At 48.9% G+C, this 22,780-nt stretch carries 18 protein-coding genes; all 18 read left to right on the top strand.

Going from position 1 to position 22,780, the window contains the following annotated elements; genetic code table 11:
• Positions 1–10 precede the first annotated feature (10 nt).
• The 18 genes from ctaD to HQN90_RS27710 all read left to right on the top strand — a co-directional run bounded on the left by ctaD (position 11) and on the right by HQN90_RS27710 (position 22,765).
• On the top strand, positions 11–1,843 hold the full coding sequence (ctaD, locus tag HQN90_RS27795) for a cytochrome c oxidase subunit I (protein ID WP_173225047.1): 1,833 nt from the start codon (positions 11–13) through the stop codon (positions 1,841–1,843).
• On the top strand, positions 1,840–2,454 hold the full coding sequence (locus tag HQN90_RS27790; RefSeq protein ID WP_173224905.1) for a cytochrome (ubi)quinol oxidase subunit III: 615 nt from the start codon (positions 1,840–1,842) through the stop codon (positions 2,452–2,454). The genes ctaD and HQN90_RS27790 overlap by 4 nt, the downstream gene beginning before the upstream one ends.
• A 1-nt stretch (position 2,455) precedes the next feature.
• Entirely contained in the window at positions 2,456–2,770 is a 315-nt protein-coding gene (locus tag HQN90_RS27785; RefSeq protein WP_173224902.1) for a cytochrome C oxidase subunit IV family protein, read from the top strand.
• Positions 2,771–2,884: 114 nt separating this feature from the next.
• Complete coding sequence (locus tag HQN90_RS27780) at positions 2,885–3,742, top strand: cytochrome c oxidase assembly protein (protein ID WP_173224899.1); 858 nt, start codon at positions 2,885–2,887, stop codon at positions 3,740–3,742.
• A gap of 16 nt (positions 3,743–3,758) precedes the next feature.
• A complete protein-coding gene (locus tag HQN90_RS27775; RefSeq protein ID WP_173224897.1) occupies positions 3,759–4,214 on the top strand; it encodes a DUF420 domain-containing protein in 456 nt (151 codons plus the stop codon).
• Between the two features lie 236 nt (positions 4,215–4,450).
• Positions 4,451–6,157 carry an amylo-alpha-1,6-glucosidase gene (locus HQN90_RS27770; RefSeq protein WP_173224894.1) on the top strand — a complete coding sequence of 569 codons (1,707 nt, stop codon included), beginning with the start codon at positions 4,451–4,453 and terminating at the stop codon, positions 6,155–6,157.
• Between the two features lie 141 nt (positions 6,158–6,298).
• Positions 6,299–8,101, top strand: coding sequence for a sensor histidine kinase (locus HQN90_RS27765; protein WP_173224891.1), 1,803 nt, complete (start codon positions 6,299–6,301; stop codon positions 8,099–8,101).
• Positions 8,079–9,287 (top strand): response regulator transcription factor, encoded by a 1,209-nt coding sequence (locus tag HQN90_RS27760; RefSeq protein WP_173224888.1) that lies wholly within the window; start codon positions 8,079–8,081, stop codon positions 9,285–9,287. Before HQN90_RS27765 ends, HQN90_RS27760 begins: the two co-directional genes overlap by 23 nt.
• A 136-nt stretch (positions 9,288–9,423) precedes the next feature.
• Complete coding sequence (locus tag HQN90_RS27755) at positions 9,424–10,704, top strand: ABC transporter substrate-binding protein (RefSeq protein WP_173224885.1); 1,281 nt, start codon at positions 9,424–9,426, stop codon at positions 10,702–10,704.
• Between the two features lie 74 nt (positions 10,705–10,778).
• Complete coding sequence (locus HQN90_RS27750; RefSeq protein ID WP_173225044.1) at positions 10,779–11,732, top strand: carbohydrate ABC transporter permease; 954 nt, start codon at positions 10,779–10,781, stop codon at positions 11,730–11,732.
• Positions 11,729–12,541: a carbohydrate ABC transporter permease gene (locus tag HQN90_RS27745; protein WP_173224882.1), complete on the top strand. Its 813-nt coding sequence runs from the start codon at positions 11,729–11,731 to the stop codon at positions 12,539–12,541. The genes HQN90_RS27750 and HQN90_RS27745 overlap by 4 nt, the downstream gene beginning before the upstream one ends.
• Positions 12,542–12,594: 53 nt before the next feature.
• Positions 12,595–15,753: a beta-galactosidase, LacZ type gene (gene lacZ / locus HQN90_RS27740; RefSeq protein ID WP_173224879.1), complete on the top strand. Its 3,159-nt coding sequence runs from the start codon at positions 12,595–12,597 to the stop codon at positions 15,751–15,753.
• Positions 15,746–16,528 (top strand): SDR family NAD(P)-dependent oxidoreductase, encoded by a 783-nt coding sequence (locus HQN90_RS27735; RefSeq protein ID WP_173224876.1) that lies wholly within the window; start codon positions 15,746–15,748, stop codon positions 16,526–16,528. The genes lacZ and HQN90_RS27735 overlap by 8 nt, the downstream gene beginning before the upstream one ends.
• A gap of 90 nt (positions 16,529–16,618) precedes the next feature.
• The gene (gene gcvPA / locus HQN90_RS27730) at positions 16,619–18,019 is read left to right on the top strand and encodes an aminomethyl-transferring glycine dehydrogenase subunit GcvPA (RefSeq protein WP_275942630.1); all 1,401 of its coding nucleotides are present in this window, start codon (positions 16,619–16,621) and stop codon (positions 18,017–18,019) included.
• 30 nt (positions 18,020–18,049) lie between these two features.
• Positions 18,050–19,609, top strand: a complete 1,560-nt coding sequence (gene gcvPB, locus HQN90_RS27725; protein ID WP_173224869.1) for an aminomethyl-transferring glycine dehydrogenase subunit GcvPB — start codon at positions 18,050–18,052, stop codon at positions 19,607–19,609.
• Between the two features lie 115 nt (positions 19,610–19,724).
• Positions 19,725–20,372 (top strand): response regulator transcription factor, encoded by a 648-nt coding sequence (locus HQN90_RS27720; protein ID WP_173224866.1) that lies wholly within the window; start codon positions 19,725–19,727, stop codon positions 20,370–20,372.
• Entirely contained in the window at positions 20,365–21,756 is a 1,392-nt protein-coding gene (locus tag HQN90_RS27715; protein WP_173224864.1) for a sensor histidine kinase, read from the top strand. The genes HQN90_RS27720 and HQN90_RS27715 overlap by 8 nt, the downstream gene beginning before the upstream one ends.
• Before the next feature lie 136 nt (positions 21,757–21,892).
• Positions 21,893–22,765 (top strand): metallophosphoesterase, encoded by an 873-nt coding sequence (locus HQN90_RS27710; RefSeq protein WP_173224862.1) that lies wholly within the window; start codon positions 21,893–21,895, stop codon positions 22,763–22,765.
• Positions 22,766–22,780 lie beyond the last annotated feature (15 nt).

Below are 22,780 nucleotides of genomic sequence, written 5' to 3'. Positions count from 1 at the left end.
CACCGGTCTGATGGATTGGCTCACAACAGTCGATCATAAGAAAATCGGGATCCTGTACTTACTCGCGGGCGGTTTATTCTTCCTCGTAGGGGGACTTGAAGCCATCCTGATCCGGATACAGCTTGCTTTCCCGGATCAACATATTTTCATCGGAGATTCATTTAACCAATTAACAACGATGCACGGAACAACGATGATTTTCTTTGCGGCTATGCCGATCATCTTCGCTTTCATGAATGCCATCGTACCTCTGCAAATTGGTGCAAGGGACGTTGCGTTCCCATTCGTTAACTCACTTGGGTTCTGGCTGTTCTTCGCGGGCGGCGTGCTTATGAACACAAGCTGGTTCTTGGGCGGCGCGCCAGATGGCGGGTGGACGGGATATGCACCATTATCCTCGATTACCGACGCCGGATGGGGTCAGACGATTGAGAATAACTTGCAAGGAACCGATTTCTACGTTCTTGGTTTGCAAATTGCCGGTATTGGTACCCTAATCGGGGGGATTAACTTCCTTGTTACCATTATCAACATGCGTGCACCAGGTCTTACGTATATGCGTATGCCGATGTTCACATGGACAGCTTTCATCACTTCTGGTTTGATCGTACTTGCGTTCCCTGCGATTACGGTTGCCCTTGTTGAACTTATGTTTGACCGTATCTTTGGCGGTGCTTTCTTCGATGCAGCTAGAGGCGGTAACAACGTACTTTGGGAACATTTATTCTGGATTTTCGGGCACCCCGAAGTTTACATTTTGATTCTTCCAGCCTTCGGTATCATTTCTGAGATCGTATCAACGTTCTCCAAAAAACGTCTTTTCGGATACAGCTCCATGGTATTCGCGACTGTATTGATTGGTTTCCTAGGCTTCATGGTTTGGGTCCATCACATGTTTACATCAGGTCTGGGTCCAGTAGCTAACTCGATCTTCGCGATTGCAACAATGGCGATTGCTGTACCGACTGGTGTGAAAATCTTTAACTGGCTGTTCACGCTGTGGGGCGGACAAATCCGTTTCACGACTGCGAATATTTTCGCAACAGCGTTTATTCCTACCTTCGTAATGGGGGGAACAACAGGGGTTATGCTTGCGATTCCTGCAGCTGACTTCCAATACCATGACACGTATTTCGTAGTTGCTCACTTTCACTATGTTATCGTTGGTGGTCTAGTACTTGGTTTGTTTTCAGGTCTTTACTACTGGTGGCCAAAAATGTTCGGTCGTATGCTGAATGAAGGCATGGGTAAATTACATTTCTGGTTGTTCTTCATTGGTTTCCATTTAACATTCTTCCCTCAGCATTTCTTGGGACTTATGGGAATGCCGCGTCGTGTCTTTACGTACCAGCCTGGACACGATCTTGAAGTAGGTAACTTAGTTTCCACTGTAGGTGCATTCTTGATGGGTATCGGTACATTGGTATTCCTGATCAACATTATTGCAACACAAAGAAAACCAAAAAGGGCTCTTGCAGATCCATGGGATGGCCGTACATTGGAGTGGGCGATTCCTTCACCTGCACCAGAATACAACTTCAAACAAACGCCGCTTGTTCGCGGATTAGATGCACTTTGGAAAGAAAAAATGGCGGGCAACAAAGAGATGACGCCGGCAGAACCAGTAGGTTCGATTCACATGCCATCCTCATCGATTTTACCGCTCGTAATGTCCGTTGGCTTATTCATTGCTGGTTTTGGTTTCATGTACAAAAACTACTATGTAGCAGCCGCGGGTATCTTAGTTACATTTATTGCGATGTTCTTGCGTTCCGTTTATGACGACCATGGTTGGCATATTGAACCGGAAGAGCTTGAAGATGACAAGGGGGTAAAGGCATGAGTACTCATCATACGGGCGCACTGCCTGCTAATCCGGAAACGGCTACCCTCGAAGGGAAAAATAAGGTTCTTGGCTTTTGGTTGTTCTTGGGTGCCGAGGTTGTTTTGTTCGGTTGTTTATTCGCAACGTACATTGCGCTTCGGAACTCTGTTCCGGATGGTCCTACAGCTCAAGAAATATTCAAACTCAAAACAGTGGGCTGGTCCACTTTCATTCTCTTAACAAGTAGTTTAACAAGTGTTTTCGCAATCATTGCGATGCACAGACAGAAGCTTGGCCAATTATTAGGTTGGTTAATTGTTACTGTATTGTTTGGTCTTACGTTCTTGGGTCTTGAGATTTATGAGTTCGTTGAATATGTGCACGAAGGTCACAAATTCACAACAAGCGCGTTCTCCACTTCCTTCTACACGTTAGTTGGCTTCCATGGAGCGCACGTTGCATTCGGTGTTTGCTGGATTACCTTGTTAATCATTCAAGGATTTAAAAAGGGTCTGACCGTCGTTACAGCACCGAAGTTTTATGTTGCAGGATTGTATTGGCACTTTATTGACTTAGTTTGGGTATTTATCTTCACAGTCGTTTATCTGATGGGGAAGGTGGGTCACTAAGATGAGCAGCAACTCTCATGATATATCCGCACCTAAACGCGTTAAGCATGAATCAACTTTGAACCACTACTTGTCTTACATTATTTCGATCTTGCTCACGATGCTTGCATTTGCTGTCGTGTTATACGGAGATTTGGATCGTTCGTTTATCCTAATCTTCATCGTTACTCTGGCTATTGTGCAAGCTGTGATCCAGTTGTTATTCTGGATGCATGCCAAAGAAAGAGGACACTTATTCCCGCTAATTTTCATCGCGGGAGGAGCTTTCGTAGCGCTCACCTGTGTTATTATGGCCGTATATTGGGTTTGGTGGTAAGCAATCAGGAAGAGGCAACTTTGTCTAGACAAAGTGCCTCCTCTTTTTTTACCGCAATAGAGAAATAGACATAACACATTTAGACCTATCGTTGAAAGGAGATTGCGTACAGGTATGAACCAAATTGGCGGATTTTTCGAGTTGTGGAATCCTGTTTTACTGTTGGTGCTCGTTGTTGTCGGATATGTTTATCGTCGCTTTGTCGTCAAGGGGAATGGGAATTCTACAGAGGTCGGGTCCGTTACGGTCGTACAGCAGCTATCTTTTTATACGGGGCTTTTTCTCTTCTATGTGGGCCAAGGAAGTCCGATTAATTACATAGGACATCATTACTTATTCAGCATGCATATGCTGCAGCAAACGATTCTGTATCTCATTGTTCCGATCTGTATCTGGTTGGGGACTCCGGAGTGGTTGCTCAGACCATTCATGAGGAATGTGGTATTCCGCGGTTTATTTTCTTTCTTCTCCCGCCCGCTGATTGCGTTGTTCTTGTTCAATATGCTATTTTCGATCTATCATATGCCGCTTGTTATGGATAACTTAATGAAGAATGACTTAGCATTATTGGGTTATCATACGCTGCTTCTGTTCACAGCATTCATGATGTGGTTTCCAGTTTTTTGTCCAATTCCGGAGTTAAACCGTTTGAACGATCTGAAGAAAATGGCTTATATTTTCGGAAATGGCGTTCTCCTGACACCGGCATGTGCACTTATTATTTTTGCAGATTCCGTTATCTACGATATGTATTCGAATGTAACGGTCCCTTTTGCTCACCTGTCGCCGCTTGATGACCAGCAATTGGGCGGTGTTATTATGAAGATCATCCAAGAAATCGTTTACGGCGCAACGCTTGCTTACATTTTCTTTCGGTGGTACCGTAGAGAGCGTAAGGAAGATGATGAATTGGAAGCACTGGAGAACCAAGAAAGCTTGAATAATCAAGGCGGGAATTGGAATCGCGCTTAGAGAAAGGATTTAAGAGATGCACATTTTACCCACGATTTCTACGATGTTTATCGTCATTAGTGCCATATTTGTCGGCTTCGGCTGGTATCATATTGTAAAAGGGCACCGCGAAACACATCAAAAACTGATGGTTTTTGGTGCGATATTCGCACTAGCGTTCTTTATTATTTATATGTCTAGAACCTTGTTCGAAGGAAACACAGCTTTTGGCGGACCTGAGAGTTTGAAGCTGCCTTATCACCTGTTTTTATTTTTCCATATTACATTGGCAACCATTGGAGGCGTACTTGGCCTCGTCACCCTTTGGTTTGCTTATAAAAACAAATTTCTTAAACATAAGAAAATTGGACGAGTTGCCGCTATTGTATGGCTGCTTACAGCTCCAACGGGTGTATTGGTTTACGTATTATTGTATATCATGTACCCAGGCGGAACGACGAAGCCCGTCATTGATGCGATTTTCGGATTGTAAACTAGAAGCTGAACCTGTGAATTCACAGTGTTTGGCTTTTTTTGTTATTAGATTTTGCTCATGTACCACGAATTCGAACAATATAACGAAAATCATCGAACAAAATGACCCCGGAACCTCGGAGAACGCTCAGCACACAACAAATTGCCTGCCCATGACAAACAACTGTCGGTTCTTCCGCACCACTCCTTTCGATACAATGAAAGCGCATACTGTTTTCGCAAAGGAGACTACTTATGAACTTTGACTTGAACGTTGTACCTTTCAGCCGAAGAGAATCGTTTCTAGCGATTTCGCTTCTGCCTGAAGCCCAAGACCGACAACAAGGCCTGTATCTGCGCACAGTGCGCGGCGGCGATGATAAATTCGGCGAGGCGTTCCATATGGATATGCTGGATGAAAGCGGCCAAGTCGTGCCATTCCAGACTGAAGCTAGCCCTGAGCTGATCAAGCTGCGATCGACGGCTGGCTTAACGGCTGAGATCTGCATCTCCGATCATCGAACCTTTCGGATTCGCACCCAAGGCTGCGGAATCCGCCTAACTTTTCGCACGGCTGCCTATGATTATGCCTATCAAGCAGCGACCAACAGCTGGGAAGTGAACAGCTTCACCCATGCATGCAGGTTCATGCTGACAACGCTGGCTGGCGACTTGAAGATGGAGGTTCCATGGGACAAAATCAAAAGCTCCTACGTCATCGCTGACTTCATGCCAGACCGCAAGTCAGGCATATCCGAGTTTGCTGTTGAGGAGTTCCGCACCGTGTGGGAGCCGCGTGCCGAATGGGACTCTTTCGATGAGGCTGTCAAGCAGGTGAAGGAAGAGTTTAGTCTATGGCTGGGCCGCAGCTTGTCTCTGCCGGAATGCTGGCAGGAAAGCAGGGAACTTGCGGCTTATATCACTTGGTCCTGCCTTGTACCGGCAGAGGGGTGCTTGACTCGTCCAGCCATGTACATGTCCAAAAACTGGATGACGAATATTTGGAGCTGGGACCACTGCTTCAATGCGATGGCACTGGTTCGGCATGATCCGAAGCTGGCTTGGGATCAATTCATGATTTTCTTCGATCGGCAGGATGAGAGCGGTTTGATTCCGGATTTCATCAATGATAAGTATGAGCTTTGGAACTGCAACAAGCCGCCGATCCACGGATGGACGCTAGCTTGGATGATGGCTAGAACCGACTATATCAAGGAAGCGCAGCTTCGGGAAGTGTATGAACCGCTCGCCAAATGGACGAAATGGTGGTTCCGATATCGTGACGGAGATGGAGATGGCATTCCGCAATACAATCACGGCAACGACTCTGGCTGGGATAACAGCACAGCCTTCAACAATGGCATTCCGGTGGAAAGTCCGGACTTAGCAGCCTTTCTCATTCTTCAGGCTGAACTTCTTGCTGAGATTGCGGGACTGCTCGGACATACGCTGGAAGCGGCCGAATGGCGGAGGCTTGCGGAGGGTACACTGGATAAAATGATCCGACATTTCTGGAAGGATGGCCGCTTCGTGGCTTGCCGCTCCGGCACGCACGAGCTGTCCGAAGGGGATAGCCTCTTGCTGTTCGTTCCCATCCTGCTGGGCAAGCGTCTGCCTGAGCCGATCCGCACAGCGTTGCTGGAGGGGCTAAGAGAGGAAGGCCGCTTCTTAACGGACAATGGCTGGGCCACGGAGAGTGTGAGTAGTCCCTTCTATAATCCGGATGGCTATTGGCGAGGACCGATTTGGGCGCCATCCACGATGCTGCTCGTTGAAGGAGCAGCCGCAGCAGGCGATCGTGAGCTGGCCCAAGAAGTTGCGCGCCGGTTCTGCAGCATGCTCGATCGCAGCGGCATGGCCGAGAACTTCGACGCGATGACGGGACAAGGCTTGCGCGATCGCGCTTTTACATGGACATCAAGCGTGTTCTTGATTTTAGGTCATGAGTACACGACCACCTAAGTATAACCGCACTTCTCTCTGCATGAAATTAGCAGACGGGAGGTGCTTTTCCCGTTTTATTCGGCAGAGGGAACCATGACCGGATAGCTGACTTCGGGTCCTCGCTGGAAGGCAGGTTCCATTGTTCGCGGAAAGTGTTCCATGCTACACTTCAAGAGTAGGAAGTACAGAGAAAGCTGGAGAGAGGGTGCGGTCATCAAAGATTATTTGCTTAAGAAGCTCAACATCCGCCTATTGTCCGGCTCTTATCGGAGTATTCGCACGAAGCTGCTTTTTTGTTTTCTCATTGTGACGCTTATTCCGCTGCTTTCCCTTGGTGCCTTGTCCTATTATCAGTCTGCGAAGGTGATTAACTCTCAATTTGGCAAATATGGCGAGAATACGGTGGCGCAGCTGGAGCAGCAGACAAGCTCCTATTTGAATCGGATGAATCAAACGACAGAAACGGTTTATTCCTATCTGCTTGATCCTGCAAGAGTTGATCTGGGTAATCAAGTGCCAACGACGTATAAAGAAATTATGGATAAGGATGATTTTGAAGTTTTGCTGAAAGCGCTTAAAACTGATCGGACAGCTGGCATTTATATCATTACAAATTCCGGCTATTATTATGGTGAAAATAACCTCGATGTATCGAAGCTCAATCGCATTTCGGCTTGGCAAGCGATGTCGGATGCTTATGTGGGGAAGTATTGGCTGGGATTTTACCCTCAGAATCATGGGATGAAGGAAGCCGAAGAATCCGGGATAACGGTGCTGGGCTTGGCTGTGCCAATCAACAATCCTTACGGGGCGCTGCGAGGCAGCAAGATTCTTATCGAGGAGAATGCGGAAGATCTGCTTCATATGTTCAAGCTTTTCGAGAATGATACGAAGGCTCATCTGCGGATAGCTGATCCGCAAGGGCGAATTATTTATGAGACAGCATCGGCCTTCACTTCACAATCCAGTGATATCGTCTGGAACAAAACGCTTGCCGCTAATCAATGGACGATAGAGGCAAGGCTGCCCGCCAAGTCGTTCTATCGTTCTTCGGGCATTATAAGATCGAACACGATTATGGTTGCTGTTGCTTCGTGCTTGCTGGCTTTTGGGATCGCTTATGTATTTTCGTCTCGCTTCACCTCGCGGATTCGCCGTCTGAAGGATGCGATGCAGAAGGTTGGCTTTGGCAAGCTGCATACAAGGACTCAAGTGGAAGCCAAGGATGAGCTGGGGAGCTTGGATACGAGCTTTAACAATATGGTAGGCGGTATTCAGTCGTTGATTGGCGAGGTTGAACGAAGCGAGCGGCTCAAGAAGGAAGCCGAGCTGAAGGCTTTTCATTATCAGATCAACCCGCATTTGCTTTTCAATACACTCAATTCGATTCAGTGGAAAGCCAGACTGCAGGGAGCGGAGGATATCCGCCAAATGCTTTATCATCTTACGATGGTACTAGAAGGCAATTTGGACATCTCGCAGGAGCTGATTCCGCTGAGCCGAGAGCTCTGGATGATCGAACATTTCCTGAAAATCCAAGAGGTTCGCTATGGCCCTGTATTCGACTATGAGCTGGAGTGTGACGAGCCGCTCAAGCGCTATCTGATACCACGCATGACCTTGCAGCCGCTGTTCGAGAATATTTTCTTTCACGGTTTCGAGGACGGCAAGGGAATTATTCGCTTAAGTGTCAAGGAAGAAGGCAGTCATCTGATTCTTACCCTTTCTGATAATGGAGCAGGCATTCCTGCGGATAAGCTGAAGCGTCTGCTTCTGCCAACCGATACGAACCGTAAGGGCAGGGGAGGGCTTGGTGTGCAAAATGCCGATCAGAAATTCAAGCTTCATTTTGGTCAGCAGTATGGGTTGAACGTGCATGCCATCCAAGGTGAAGGGACAACGATCATCATGAAATGGCCTGAGAAGGAGGAGAGTCCACATGGAAGCAAGCAAGACGATTAAGGTGATTATCGCTGATGACGAGAGCATTGTCCGCAAAGGACTTCGTTCTACGGTGCCTTGGGATAAATACGGCATGGAAGTCGTAGCGGACGCCTCGAACGGACGCAAAGCATGGGAAGCTTATCTTGAACATCAGCCTCAAGTGGTCATTACGGACATTGTGATGCCCGAAATGGATGGGATTGAATTGCTGCGCCGCGTTAAGGAAACAGCTCCCGATACCAGAATCATACTGCTTAGCTGTCATCGGGATTTCGAATACGCCCAGCAAGGGATCAAGCTGGGAGCAGCCGGCTATTTGCTCAAAACGGCTTTTGAAGATGACGAGCTGGAAGGTCTGCTTGCGAAGTTTCAACATGAGCTGACAAGAGCAGCATCCATGGCGCCGTCAGTCATTCAGGCAGCTGTCAGCGAAGAGGAAGATGAGCGGCTGGGCAATCTGCTCTATGCGTGGTTGAACGGCCATAATGACAAACTCGTTGATGAGATGAAGAAACGTACCCTGGAGGCATGGTCTTTTCATGGCGAGGCTGTTTATGTCTATTTGATTAAGACTTCCGGGTGTGAGGCATCTTGGCTTGAGCTGTTGAAGGAAACGACCAAGGAGGATCGGCAGCTCTATGAAGGAGCAGTGATCCCATATGGGAATGAGCGCTGCTATTTGATTGTGCCGGAGTCGCGGCTGAATGCTGCAGAGAGCGTGCTTGTTGAGCAGAAAAGCGAAAATGCGAAGCTGCAGTGGGCCAAAAGAGGGCCGCTCACCAGCACGGAGGAACGTCTTGAAGCGCTGCTAGCCTTGCATAAAGCAGCAGAATTGGAGAAAACCTATGGCGTAACGGCAGCGGATTGGCCGGAGCCAATCTGGAAAGCCGTGAAACTGCTGCATGATCATCCAGCAGCGGAGTGGTCTGTGAGTGATGTGGCCGGACAGGTTGGTCTCAGTCGGAGCCACTTCTCCATCTTGTTCAAGAAAGCGCTGGGAGACAGCTTCGTCGCTTTCCAATACAAGCGAAAACTCAAGCTGGCCTACGGATTATTGAAAGATACAACGCTGACGATGCAGGATATCGCTGAGCGTACAGGGCTTGGAGACAGCAAATATTTCAGCAAATGGTTCAAGCGCTGCACAGGCATAACGCCAAGCCACTACCGCGCCGAACAAAAAGACGGTCACCTTCGAACATAAGGGCACCTACCTTGATAAATCGAACAAAAAAGCACAAACATTCGAATAGATATCGGTTTTGAACCGCTTTCATTTTAGTTATGATGAAAGCGGTTCAATTATTATTTACTCACTTACAGATAGGGGAGCTGACGGAATGAACAAGAAACTTTCACTCATTGTTCTTACGACTACAATGGCGATGACTACGCTTACGGCATGTGTCGCTAATAAAGAAGGTACGAGTGGCAAAGCGGCACAACCGACAGCCGGCAGCAGTTCGGCTAACATGAAAACGCTTCGATTCGCTACCTGGGATACCGGAGATGCCCTCAAGATCGAGCAGGACATCGCCAAAAAGTTCGAAGCGAACCATCCGGGAACGAACGTTCAGGTGGAAGCTTACGCTGACGGTTTCGATCAGAAGCTGGCAGCAGGCTTTGGGGCAACGAATCCCCCGGATGTGATGTACATGTGGGATTTTCCAACGTATCATCAGTCCCTTGAACCGCTGAACAGCTATGCTGACGGGGATAAGGACCTCAACAAGGATGACTTCTATAAAGGATTGTTCAATTACGCAACGATCGACAGCAAGCTCTATGGGATTCCAGCCGGCTTCACAACTCGTGTGGTGTATTACAACAAGAAAATGTTTGATGATGCCAAGATTCCTTATCCAAAGGATGGATGGACATGGGATGAATTCCAGGAAATCTCCAAGAAGCTGACGGATAAAGCCAAGAAGCAGTACGGGTTCGGCGTTCGAGCCGAAAATGATACGTACGATCTGCAAGGTTTTGTATGGAGCAACGGAGGCTCTTATATTTCGGATGACGGCAAAACCATTAACGGCTTCATGAACAGCAAAGCTACAGCCGGAGCTATCCAAATGTTCGGGGACATGATCAAGAACGGATCAGCTGTGTTAGCCGGCGGCAAGGGGCAGCAAAGCGGTGAGGATATCTTCAAAGGCGGCAAAATCGCCATGTGGGAAAGCGGCATCTGGCCATTGGAATCATTCAAGGAAGCAGGAATTGATGTAGGCACTGTGGAGATGCCAGCGTTTGCAGGCAAACCAGTTAAAGGGGTAGTCGCTGAATCGGCCCTATCCATTGCCAAGGATTCCAAACAGAAGGATCTGGCTTGGGAATTTATCAAATATTACGTTGGGAGCGAAGCAATCAAGATGCGCGTAGCGGATCTGCCGGTCAGAGTAAGCGTGGTGAATGAGCTTAAGAAGGATCAGGACCCGTTGTTCAAGCCTTTTTACACGATGCTGCAGCGTTCCGACAATTCCCCGGCTTTCTTGCTTAATGCCAAGTGGAATGAGATGAATCGTCAGCTATCTGCCGCCGTAGAAGCTGTCGTGCATGGCAGCAATGCCCAAGATGCGCTGGATCAAGCTGTCAAAGACAGCGAGCGGTATTTGAAATAATAGGATAGCCTCTACAGAAAGAAGGTTAGGAGATGGCTCAGACCTACCCGCAGCAAGCAAACACAGAACAAGCAATGGCCAGCCTCATGCCTAGAAGGAAAAGAAGTTGGGGTGGGGCCATTCCCTACCTCTTCATTTTCCCATGGATCTTCGGATTCCTAGTGTTCACGTTAGGGCCGTTGTTATTCTCGCTCATTATTTCATTTTTTGATTGGCCGATTGTAGGAGAAGTGCACTTTATTGGCTTAGGCAATTATGTGGCTATGTTTACCGATGATCCGCTATTCTGGAAATCGTTCGGCGTGACGATCAAGTTCGCAGCGTTGTTTGTCCCGCTCAATATCGCGGTGGCGCTTGGACTTGCGATTCTTCTGAATCAGAAGATGCGCGGCAGCGCGATATTCCGCACGGCATTCTACCTGCCCTCTGTCATCTCAGGCGTTGCGCTGGCTATGATCTGGTCTTGGGTATACAGCGGAGATTACGGCATTCTGAATTATTTCCTGTCGATTATCGGTGTGCAAGGTCCGGACTGGTTAAATAATACGCACTGGTCGCTGGTAGCAATGGTCGTTGCCAGCCTATGGGGACAAGGCTCGATGATGCTCGTCTTTCTGGCCGGGCTGAAGGGGATACCGAAGGATCTGTACGAATCCGCGTCGATGGATGGTGCTGGGAAGCTCAGACAATTCTTCAGCGTTACGATTCCTATGCTCAGCCCGACCATTATCTTCAATCTCATTACGTCCATTATCGCAGCGTTCCAGCAGTTGACTCTTGCCCTTCTGCTCACGGGAGGCGGGCCGCTGAAATCAACGTATTTCTATGCGATGTATATGTACGAGAATGCTTTTAAGTTTTTTAAAATGGGATATTCCGCAGCAAACGCCTGGTTCATGTTCCTTATTGTGCTCAGTTTGACGTTCCTTGTTTTCAAGTCGTCGGAGGCTTGGGTGTTCTATGAAGGTGAAATGAAAAATAAGCCGCAAAAGAAAATGAAGTCTGGCGGGAGGAGGAAGTCGGCATGAAACGGATCATCGTCTATTCGCTTCTGATTGTCTGTTCGCTGCTATTCATAGCTCCGCTGTTCTGGGCGGTGACAACAGCGCTGAAATCGCAGACCGAACTTTACCTTTTCCCTCCCAAATGGATTCCATCAGTTTGGAAATTCAGTAATTTTGCCGATGCATGGACGATTCAGCCTTTTAATTTATTCTTGAAAAATACCGTCATCGTGACGTTGATGTCAACGCTTGGCCAGCTGATCTCCTGTACACTCGTCGCCTACGGGTTTGCGAGATTCCAGTTCAAAGGGCGCGATCTATTGTTTCTGGTAGTGCTTGCTACCATGATGATCCCTTGGGAAGTCACGATGATTCCGCAGTATATGGAGTTTAATTACCTAGGCTGGATTAATACGCTCAAACCGCTTATTGTTCCATCGTGGTTCGGCTCGGCTTATTTTATCTTCTTGCTCAGACAGTTCATTTTGACGCTTCCCCGTGAGTTAGATGAGGCGGCAACGATTGATGGGGCTAACAAATTTGCCATTCTGGTGCGAATCATCGTTCCTCTTATGGGACCTTCGCTCATCCTAGTCGGCGTGTTTCAAATGATGAGCTGCTGGAACGATTATCTGGGACCGCTCATTTTCCTCAATGATCAATCGAAATACACATTGACGCTGGGATTGTCGCAGTTCAAAGGGATGTTTGGCGTCGATATGCAGTCCATTATGGCGATTACTTGTCTGATTTCCATCCCGCCGCTGGCCGTGTTCTTTTTCGCGCAGCGTTATATTGTCGGTGGGATCGCAAGTACGGGAATTAAAGGGTAGTTTGAAAGTAGTTTAATAGACAGAGAGATAGAGATTCGGGAGGAGAAGCAGCCATGCGTAACGAGAAAGTAACACGCGATTGGGATAACCTTGCAGTACTGGAGCGCAACCGCGCGAAGAGTCGGGCGTATTTTATCCCGCATTCCGATCCAGCCGAAGCTTTGAGCTATGACCGTGGGAGCTCCCCGTGGTTCAGATCATTGAATGGCAGTTGGAAGTTTCATTATGCGAAGGGGCCTGAATGGGCGCCGGAGGATTTCTACGAAGAAAATTATGATCTGTCCGGTTGGGATGAGCTTCAAGTTCCAGGCCACTGGCAGCTGAAGGGTTATGGAAACCCGCATTATACAGATTTATATTATCCGTTCCCGGTTGACCCTCCACATGTGCCAAACGATAATCCGACAGGAAGCTATGTGCGGGATTTTGAGCTTCCGCAGCACTGGGACGGCAGGAAACTGGCTGTGAAATTCGATGGCGTAGACAGTGCGTTCCATGTATGGATGAACGGGACATTCGTGGGGTACAGCCAAGGAAGCCGATTGACATCCGAATTCGATCTGACGCCGTATGTGAAGCAGGGAATCAATCGCATGGCAGTGCGTGTTTATCAATGGTCAGATGGCAGCTATTTGGAAGATCAGGACATGTGGTATATGAGCGGCATTTTCCGGGATGTTTATCTGATTTCGGAGCCGTCTTCTGCCCGTATCACGGACTATCGAATCGTGACCGAATTGGACGCGAACTACAGCGATGCGATGTTATCGGTTCAAATTGAACTGCAAGGCGATGCTCTGCAAGGAGGGCTCCAGCTGCAGCTCTTCGATAACGCAGGTCATCTCGTTGTTTCGGCCGAAGAGCTGATTGCGGCCACTACGACAGCTGAGCGGACGGTTCTGGAGCTCGCAATGCCGGTCGCGAAGCCTGCGCTCTGGAGCGCGGAGGCTCCGGCACTCTATCATTTGACCATATGCCTGCGGGATCAGAATGATAGGTTGATAGAGGCTGTAGCCCAGCGAGTTGGCTTCCGCAAGATTGAAGTGAAGGATGGCCAGTTTCTGGTGAACGGCAAGGCGATCTTGCTGAAAGGCGTCAACCGTCATGATCACCATCCCGACACAGGGCGTACTGTAACGCTGTCAACTATGATACAAGATGTAAAGATGATGAAGCAGTACAACATCAATGCAGTCAGAACTGCTCATTATCCGAATGATCCGCGGTTCTATGATATCTGCGACGAGTATGGCTTGTATGTTATGGAAGAAACCGATCTGGAGACCCACGGCTTCGAGCCTCTGGGCAATATTTCCCGGTTAAGCGATGATCCTGCTTGGCAGGAAGCTTATGTCGACCGCGTACGCCGCATGGTGGAGCGCGATAAGAATCATCCTTCGGTCCTGTTCTGGTCCCTTGGCAACGAGTCCGGCTTCGGCTGCAACTTCCGAGCGATGTCGGCGTGGTGCAAGCAAGCAGATCCAACCCGGCTTATTCATTACGAAGAAGATCGGGAAGCGGAAGTATGTGATGTGGTAAGCACCATGTACTCCTCCGTTGAGAAGATGACCGGTTTCGGTCAGCTGGTTGATCACCCTAAACCGCATATCCTCTGCGAATTCGCTCATGCGATGGGGAATGGTCCAGGCGGACTCAAGCCGTACTTTGACACCTTTGATGCGTATAGAAGGCTGCAAGGCGGTTTCGTCTGGGAATGGATTGACCACGGAATCCGCCGAAAGACGGCGGATGGCCAAGATGATTATGCCTACGGCGGAGATTACGGCGATGTGCCGAACAATAGTAATTTTGTTATTGATGGTCTTGTCCAGCCGGACCGGACACCATCGCCGGGTCTTATTGAATATAAGAAAATTATTGAGCCTGTGAGGGTCGAGTATATCAAAGAGGATCGCATACGCATCGTGAATCGTTATGATTTTCTGACGCTGGATCATCTTCATGCGGCTTGGAGCGTGACGGTAGAAGGGCGGACCGTTCAGAGCGGCGTGCTTGTTCTTCCTCGCATTGGACCTGGTGAACAGGCAGAGCTGCATGTTCCTGTAACAGCAGATTTAATCTTATTGGAGCAGGAAGCGGAGCGCTGGTTGAATATCAGCTTCACGCTTGCCTCCGACTGCACCTGGGGTGCGCAAGGCCATGAGGTAGCTTGGGGCCAGCTTGCTCTAGCCGCTGCTGCGAGCAGTGAACAAATCGGGAATGTCAGCTCCAGCAAAGCTGCTAATAACGCTAGTTCGCCAAGTCCGGCTTTATCCTGTGTAGAGAAACATTATCAGCTTATTCTCGCGGGCGATTCATTCCGAATGGTATTCGATACGCGGCTGGAAAGAATCAGCTCGCTGCGAATGAACGGCCAGGAGCTTATGAACAAAGGGCCGCGTCTTAACTTCTGGCGTGCGCCGATTGATAACGATATGTACGTCCTTCCGGATTGGCGCAAGGCATATCTCGATAAGCTCAGCGAAAGAATAGATCATTGCCGCTGGGAGCGGCTTAACGAAGGGACGATTCGGATAACTTGGTCGTCTCGCCTTGCCCCTCCGGTATTCGACTGGGGCTTCCGATGTGAAACGACTTACACCATAACGGGTTCTGGTCTCATCGTGATCGACGTGCAGGGCGTTCCTGAAGGCAAGCCGCCTGCTATGCTGCCGAAGATTGGACTCCAGATGGAGATGCCAGGTGACATGGATGCAGTGAAATGGTATGGACGTGGCCCTGGAGAGAACTACTCCGATAGCAAGGAAGCCGGACGGTTCGGGGTATACCGGAAATCTGTCGATGAGCTGTTCACACCCTATATTTATCCGCAGGAAAACGGCAACCGCACTGATGTAAGATGGGTATCCATCGCAAATGGCGCCGGAATCGGCCTGCTTGCGGCAGGAGCGCCAACCCTTGAATTCAGCGCAAGACGATATACGGATGCTGACTTAGAAGCAGCCAAGCATGCAAGTGAGCTTGTGCCGCGTGACTTCATTACACTCAATCTGGATTACAGGCAGAATGGTCTAGGAAGCAACAGCTGTGGACCTGCTCAATCCCCTGAGAATATGGTCACCTCGGAAGCATTTCGCTTCCAGCTGCTGCTCAGGCCTTATTTATCCGAAGATGCTTCGCCAGAACGATTGAATCATCAAATGAGACGAGAAATGAAACAGTTACAACAGGAGGGAACAAACCATGCTTAATACACATGACCTATTGAACGTATCGGGAAAAATCGCTGTTGTGACCGGCGGAGCATCAGGCATTGGGCTTGCGACCGCTGAGCTGCTGGCCAGCTTCGGAGCTTATGCCATCTTGCTTGATATTAACGAAGCGCAAGGAGAGTCGGCGGTCGCCGGCATTAAACAGCAGGGGGGCCAAGCGAGCTTCTATCGCTGTGATGTGTCATCCTCCGCTGATTGCCAGCGTGTTGCCGCAGACATAGATGCAGCTCATGGACGAATCGATATTTTGTTCAACAATGCCGGGATTATTCGCCGTAAAACGGTCGTTGAGCTGGAAGAACGCGACTGGGACTTAGTGATTGATGTCTCTTTGAAGGGTGTTTATCTGCTGTCCAAATATATCGTTCCGATTATGGAGCGGCAGGGCGGCGGTAGCATCATCAACTCCGGCTCCGGCTGGGGACTCAAAGGCGGAGATCGCGCTGCCGCCTACTGCGCGGCCAAAGCGGGCGTCGTCAATTTAACGCGGGCGATGGCTATTGATCACGGCGCCGCGAACATCCGTGTGAACTGCGTTTCGCCAGGCGATACCGACACGCCGCTGCTGCGGGATGAAGCCAAGCAGCTTCAGCGCAACGAGGCTGAATTCCTAGTTGCCTCAGCCGGCGGTCGCCCGCTGGAAAGGCTGGGAACACCACGCGATATCGCGAATGCGGTACTTTTTCTGGCGAGCGATATGTCTTCATGGGTAACGGGAAGCGTGCTTGTCGTGGATGGCGGGGGCATTGCCTAAGGGCGATTCAAGTCCAACCGCTGCCCAGCGCCAGCCAGCCAAGCAAGCCAAGAATCTAAGCGTACACAACGATGAATGGAGGCGTTACCTTTGCCTAATAACAGAACTTATGCCCATCCTTATATACCGAATACCGTGCCTGAGGTTCGTGATGCGATGCTGAAGGAGATCGGATTGACCTCGATGGATCAGCTTCATGACGCTATTCCGGACAGCTTGAAGCTCGATCGGGAGATGAACCTCCCGCCAGCCATGACCGAATATGAGCTGCGCCGTCATATTGATGGCCTGCTCGCCAAGAACAAGCACGGGGCCGCTTATCTGAATTTCCTCGGAGCGGGCTGCTGGCAGCATTTTATTCCGGCTGTGTGTGACGAAATTAATCAGCGTTCCGAGTTCGTGACGGCTTATGCGGGTGAACCCTATGAGGATCACGGGCGTTTTCAAACGCTGTTCGAGTATCAAAGTCTAATGGCGGAACTCGTTGACATGGATGTCGTCAATGTCCCGACCTTCGACTGGGCGCAAGCGGCTTCAACCGCGATTCGGATGGCGGGCCGCCTGACAGGCCGCCGTGTTGCGCTGCTTCCCAAGTCTGTCGATCCCGACAAAGTGATGATTATTAACAACTACTGCACACCTGTGATGGAGCTGCGCTTTGTTGAAATCGACGAGACCACCGGCAAGATGGATTTGGCTGATTTGCGCAGCAAGCTGTCGAGCGACATAGCTGCCGTATATTTCGAGAATCCGGGTTATCTGGGCATCATCGAAGACCAAGGCAATGACATCTCCGAGCTGGCGCATTCCGTGGATGCGATCTGCATCGTTGGCGTGGACCCGATCTCACTTGGCGTTCTACAGCCTCCCAGCCAGTACGGCGCAGACATCGTCTGTGGAGATTTGCAGCCGCTGGGAATGCATATGAACTACGGCGGCGGGCAAGCCGGATTTATCGCGACACGAGACGAAGAGGCTTACGTTATGGAATATCCATCACGCTTGTTCGGCATCGTGCCAACGGAGGTTGAAGGCGAATATGGCTTCGGCGATGTCGCCTATGAGCGCACATCGTTCGCGCTTCGTGAGAAAGGGAAGGAGTCTGTCGGTACCCAGACGGCATTATGGGGGATAACCGCAGGTGTTTACCTGTCCTTGCTTGGACCGGCGGGTATGCAGGAGGTCGGCGAGACGATCATGCAGAAGGCGCAATATGCAGCGATGAAACTTTCGGCCATTCCAGGCATTTCCCTGCGCTTCGGAGAGACAGCTTTCTTCAAGGAGTTCGTTGTTGATTTCAACGATACAGGCCTAACCGTCGCACAAGTGAATGCGAGTCTGTCTGAAGCCGGCATATTTGGAGGCAAAGATTTGTCCTCTTCGTTCCCGGCATGGGGGCAATGCGCTCTGTACTGTGTGACGGAAATTCATGCGCAGGCCGATCTAGAGCGTCTGGCAGACACCATTCAAACTATCGTTCGCAAACCGTGATCGACTTATATAGAGAAAGGACGGAACGCCATGAAACGAATTCGCAGAGACCATAAAGTCCGTAATTTTCATCAAGCCAAATGGGATGAGCCCGTCATATTTGAGCTTCACCGTCAAGGGGAGCGGGGGGTTATCCCGCCAGGAACGGAAGCTGGCATTGCAGCTCAGGTAGGAGACGGTATTGGACGGATTCCTGCATCCATGAAGCGAAGCAAAGCCCCTGCTTTGCCTGAGATTGGTCAAGCCAAGGTGCTTCGGCATTATTTGCGCCTATCGCAAGAGACGCTTGGCTCCGATTTGAATGTCGAGATCGGACAAGGGACTTGTACGATGAAGTATATTCCGCGCATCAACGAAATGCTGATCCGTACGCCGCATATGATGGAGCTGCATCCCCTGCAGGAGGCTGATTCTGTGCAGGGTATGCTGGAGATATTTTATAAGCTGGACCTAGCCATGCGTGAAATCAGCGGGATGGACGCCTTCTCGTTCCAGCCAAGCAGCGGCACGCAAGCTTTGCTTGCGATGGCCTCCATTGTTCGCGCATATCATGATTCGCGGGGAGAGGGAGATCAGCGGGATGAGATCATCACGACGATATTCTCCCACCCCTCACAAGCGGCGACTGCTGCGGTCAAGGGGTACAAAATCATTACGCTGCATCCTGACGAGGACGGCTTCCCGGATCTGGAGAAGCTGAAAGCTGTCATCTCGGAGCGAACAGCCGGTTTTGTCGTTGCGAACCCGGAAGACACGGGCATCTATAACCACCGAATCCGCGAGTTTACGGACATTGTTCACGAAGCGGGCGGAGTCTGCTTCTATGATCAAGCTAATGCCAATGGTTTGCTTGGCATCACGAGAGCGAAGGAAGCGGGCTTCGATATGTGCTTCTTCAATTTGCATAAGACGTTTGCGGCTCCACATATGTGCGGTGGTCCGGCTACAGGCGCTCTAGGTGTAAGTGAGGATCTTAAACGCTTCTTGCCTGGACCGCTCGTGGATTACGACGGAAGCCGTTATGTGTTGAAAAATCAGACGTCAGACAGCATTGGCAAAGTCCGCAGCTTCCATGGAGTAGCTCAGACGGTGCTGCGCTCCTATGCTTGGATTATGAGCCTTGGTCCGGGTGGGCTGAAGGATGTCGCGCAAATTGCCGTTCTGAACAACAATTATCTCTATCACAAAATCCTGCAAATTCGCGGAGCGAGCGCACCGTATATCAAAGGACGCCGCCTCGAGCAGGTTCGCTACAGCTGGAAGCAGCTGACCGATGAGACAGGTGTCACGACAGAGGATATTACCCGCCGCATGTGTGATTTCGGCCTGCATTACTGGACGTCTCACCATCCGTATATCGTCAAGCAGCCGTTTACTTTGGAGCCGACAGAGTCGTATTCCAAAGAGGATTTGGACGAATACATTCAGGCGCTGGCGCATATTTCGAATGAAGCCTACACGCAGCCGGATATCGTAAGATCAGCTCCGCATAACAGTACCGTTCACCGGAACGATGAATCGTCTCTGGATGATCCGAAGCAATGGTGCATCACATGGCGGGCCTATTTGAAAAAGACACAACCGATGTAAAAATTCCATCTAGGAAGGGCTCCGTGAGGGGCCTTTTCTGTTTTTCTCAGTTCTCATAGTATAATAGCTCAAACAGCCTATGGCATTCGAGGCGGATGCAGAAAGGAGCCCTTTTATGAACATATTAATCGCCGATGACGAACCCTTCATGCTTAAGATTTTGAAAGCTTATTTCGAAAAAGAGACCTTTACAACCTTTCTGGCCAAAGATGGGGAAGAAGCTCTGCAAATGTTCTATGATCATAAAATAAATCTAGCGGTTCTCGACTGGATGATGCCTAAGCTAAGCGGTATACAGGTGTGCAAGGAAATAAAAAAACTGAGTAAAACCAAAGTATTGTTATTAACCGCCAAAGACGAGGATGAGGACGAGCTGATTGCCCTGCAATCGGGTGCTGATGATTATATAAGCAAGCCTTTTGATCCGCGGATTTTGATGCTGAGAGCCAAAAAAATGCTGCAGCTTGACGCACATGTTAGGATGGGAGATCTGAGCATCGACATGGAAGGACAGCGGATTTTCAGAAATGGGAAAGACCTGCAGGCGACGAATAAAGAGTTTCATTTGATCAAATATTTTATCGAGAACAAAGGGATGATTATCTCCAGAAAAGCTTTGTTGGACGGGATATGGGGCTTCGATTATTTCGGGGAAGAACGAACGGTGGATACGCATATTCGAAGGCTAAGAGAGAAGATTGGCGATCATCGGATAAAGACGCACCGCGGCATGGGCTATAGCTGGGAAGAAACAAATGACTAAGTTAAATAAAAAGTTAATTGCCCGAATTTCACTGGTGTTTATTCTGGTCTCCCTGTTTTCTTATGGGGTGAATACGTTCTTTTTGCCGCAATATCTTTTATACCAAAAAAAGCATGAGCTAGCGGCACTAACCGAGCAAATTCTTAAGATGGATACAAGTCAGGTGCTGCAAGAAGCACAAGGTATTGAAGAAAAGTACGGTGTGACCATCGTATACGCCCCAAGTGCGGAGAACATCGATCATTTAAATCAGATTATCAGTGATAAATTGAGCAAAAAAGGGATTACTCTGAGCAAGTTCTGGATAACGGAAGAAAGTATAGCCAAGCTCAATGAGAATAATATGGTTAGAAAAATATACAATCAAGAAAAATTAAAATCGAGCTTTCTTGTTACTTTTATGAAAAAAGATGCCTATCTTCTCGTCATTGGCGAATCCATATCGCATTCCACAGATACGCTTGCGATCGTTAACCAGTTTAATGTCTATCTCTATATCGGAGGGCTGCTGCTGCTGATTCTATTGTCAGGACTGTTTACGAAACAAATCGTTCGACCCTTGACCCAAATTCAAGAGGCGGCGGAGGGGATATCCAAGCTATCGTTTACGAAGGTGCATATTCATACCGGGGATGAAATTGAGTCCTTAGCGCTCAGTATTAACCAAATGAGCGAGAAATTAGAGCAAGCCCATCGAGAATTGGAACATAAAAATCAAAATTTACGTGACTTTATCGCCAACATTTCCCATGAGCTGAAGACACCGCTTGCGTTAATTAAAGCCTACACTTCCGGAATCAAGGATGGCCTCGATGATGGCACATATCTGGATGTGATTGGACAGCAAACCGATGATATTTCGGGCTTAGTCAGCAAATTGCTGGAACTTTCCAAGCTGCAAACAGACCACTATCAGATGAACTCCTTTGATTTCCAAGCCTTGTTGCATAAAATAAAGGAAAAACATCGCATCTCTGTGCAGCAGCAGCACATTCAAATTTCACTGAATGACAGTTTGCTTACAGATTCATGGGTATTCGCAGATGAGCAGAAGATCGAAATGGTGCTGAACAATTTGATCTCTAATGCTATAAAATATACAACCAATGGGAATATCCGAATGGTTATGGGCAATAGGGAAGGCCAGATGTATTTCTCGATTGCCAATGGTGTTGAGCTTGCCGAGCCCATGAAATGGGATCAAGTATGGGAACCTTTCTACGTTATGGAAAGCTCGCGGAGTAAGCAGCTAAGCGGAACTGGCTTGGGATTGTCGATCGTAAGAACCATTTTGCAAAAACACGGCTCGCAGTTTGGTCTCAACGTTCAGAACGGAGAAATTGAGTTTTATTTTACATTACCGATACATACGAAGGAGCAGTAGGGCATTGCGACAATTCATGTTGCGATGCCTTTTTTTGTTTTGTCATATTGATGTAACATTCGGAACTTATGATTGTTCCTATGATTCGTGCAGCTTTGCTGAGGCAATCACACCAATTAAGGAGAAGGGAGGTAGTATGTGGTCAACTTCAACACGGATTAGTCGTCGGGATTTTCTGAAGATGAGTGTTCAGGGGGCTTTGGCGCTGCTGGGGACAGCCGGTTTGTCCGGTGTATATGCGTACGGGATTGAACCTCATTGGATGGAAATCAAACAGCTGAATATTGCGCTTGCGAAGCTTCCGTCCTCCTTCAACCAGTTTCGAATCGTTCATTTTAGTGACTTGCATCTAGGATTCTACTCGAATCTAGCGCATCTGTCGGAGCTCGTGGAGCAAGTTCGGGAACTTAAGCCGGATTTGATTTGCTTTACCGGAGATCTCGTGGATCGTTCTATCGCCTATATGCCAGAGGCTGTGTCTATCTTATCGCAGCTGCGGGCCCCCTATGGGCAATATGCTGTTTTGGGCAACCATGATGCTTTTGGCAATCGAAGTGCGGTTACCCGCGGGTTGTCACAGGCAGGGTTCCGAGTTTTGCATAACGAGCATATCGTCATACAAAAGGGCATGGATAAGCTTCATATTGCGGGCGTAGATGATCCCTGGGTCGGAAAGCCGGATATCCGCGCTGCACTGCTGCACATACCTGAGGATGCATGCACCATTCTTCTTGCCCATGAGCCTGATTTTGCAGACGAATACAGCCGATTCCCGGTCGCTCTTCAATTGTCAGGACATAGTCATGGCGGCCAAATCCGTCTGCCTTTCTTTGGAGCCTTATACACACCTCCTCATGGGAGTAAATATACAGCTGGTTTGTATCAAGTTCCGAACAGTCTTTTGCAGGTTTACACGACACGAGGCATAGGGATGACTCGTTTTCCTTTAAGGTTTAATTGTCGCCCGGAACTAACGGTGATGACATTACAAACAGAATCCATTGAATAATCAGGAGATGAATAA

Source organism: Paenibacillus alba, from assembly GCF_013204855.1.
GTDB lineage: Bacteria > Bacillota > Bacilli > Paenibacillales > NBRC-103111 > Paenibacillus_E > Paenibacillus_E alba.
The sequence above is the reverse complement of the archived record's forward strand: the minus strand, read 5'-3'. Positions and strand labels throughout refer to the sequence as shown.

Coding starts and splice junctions, on each gene's coding strand:
- ctaD (WP_173225047.1), top strand. CDS start 11: ATGGATTGGCTCACAACAGTCGATCATAAGAAAATCGGGATCCTGTAC.
- HQN90_RS27790 (WP_173224905.1), top strand. CDS start 1,840: ATGAGTACTCATCATACGGGCGCACTGCCTGCTAATCCGGAAACGGCT.
- HQN90_RS27785 (WP_173224902.1), top strand. CDS start 2,456: ATGAGCAGCAACTCTCATGATATATCCGCACCTAAACGCGTTAAGCAT.
- HQN90_RS27780 (WP_173224899.1), top strand. CDS start 2,885: ATGAACCAAATTGGCGGATTTTTCGAGTTGTGGAATCCTGTTTTACTG.
- HQN90_RS27775 (WP_173224897.1), top strand. CDS start 3,759: ATGCACATTTTACCCACGATTTCTACGATGTTTATCGTCATTAGTGCC.
- HQN90_RS27770 (WP_173224894.1), top strand. CDS start 4,451: ATGAACTTTGACTTGAACGTTGTACCTTTCAGCCGAAGAGAATCGTTT.
- HQN90_RS27765 (WP_173224891.1), top strand. CDS start 6,299: ATGCTACACTTCAAGAGTAGGAAGTACAGAGAAAGCTGGAGAGAGGGT.
- HQN90_RS27760 (WP_173224888.1), top strand. CDS start 8,079: ATGGAAGCAAGCAAGACGATTAAGGTGATTATCGCTGATGACGAGAGC.
- HQN90_RS27755 (WP_173224885.1), top strand. CDS start 9,424: ATGAACAAGAAACTTTCACTCATTGTTCTTACGACTACAATGGCGATG.
- HQN90_RS27750 (WP_173225044.1), top strand. CDS start 10,779: ATGGCCAGCCTCATGCCTAGAAGGAAAAGAAGTTGGGGTGGGGCCATT.
- HQN90_RS27745 (WP_173224882.1), top strand. CDS start 11,729: ATGAAACGGATCATCGTCTATTCGCTTCTGATTGTCTGTTCGCTGCTA.
- lacZ (WP_173224879.1), top strand. CDS start 12,595: ATGCGTAACGAGAAAGTAACACGCGATTGGGATAACCTTGCAGTACTG.
- HQN90_RS27735 (WP_173224876.1), top strand. CDS start 15,746: ATGCTTAATACACATGACCTATTGAACGTATCGGGAAAAATCGCTGTT.
- gcvPB (WP_173224869.1), top strand. CDS start 18,050: ATGAAACGAATTCGCAGAGACCATAAAGTCCGTAATTTTCATCAAGCC.
- HQN90_RS27720 (WP_173224866.1), top strand. CDS start 19,725: ATGAACATATTAATCGCCGATGACGAACCCTTCATGCTTAAGATTTTG.
- HQN90_RS27715 (WP_173224864.1), top strand. CDS start 20,365: ATGACTAAGTTAAATAAAAAGTTAATTGCCCGAATTTCACTGGTGTTT.
- HQN90_RS27710 (WP_173224862.1), top strand. CDS start 21,893: ATGTGGTCAACTTCAACACGGATTAGTCGTCGGGATTTTCTGAAGATG.